Source organism: Novosphingobium sp. B-7 (assembly GCF_000410615.1).
GTDB classification, from domain to species: Bacteria; Pseudomonadota; Alphaproteobacteria; order Sphingomonadales; family Sphingomonadaceae; genus Novosphingobium; species Novosphingobium capsulatum.
The window spans coordinates 36,598-36,883 of the sequence record NZ_KE148522.1 but is presented as its reverse complement, the minus strand read 5'-3'; the positions used below and the strand labels follow the sequence as shown (position 1 = coordinate 36,883).

The following is a 286-nucleotide window of genomic DNA, read 5'->3' as shown; positions in this document are numbered from 1 at the left end:
GCCCGCCGCATCTGGCGCCGTCGCGACCGCAAGGTGCGGTGTATCGGTGCCGGCGGGCACCACCATGCCGTCGCGAGCCAGGGCAAAGGGCGCCGTGGGCAGGGCTGCCACACCGAGCGACAGCCGTTCGACCCGCGCCAGGCCAGGATCGAGCGGGGCTGTTGCGGCAAAGCGCCAGGCCGGGCGGCTCGCCACCAGGATCACCCCGGCGCGATCGGTGACATAGGTGATCCCGCCCGCGCGGTTCCACGCGCTTTCGATGCCGTCGAACTCCAGCTTGACGACC

At 72.4% G+C, this 286-nt stretch carries 1 pseudogene; it reads right to left on the bottom strand.

Annotation, left to right across the window (positions count from 1 at the left end):
• Positions 1–286 (bottom strand): annotated as a pseudogene (locus H926_RS30565) (sensor histidine kinase); the annotation flags it as partial.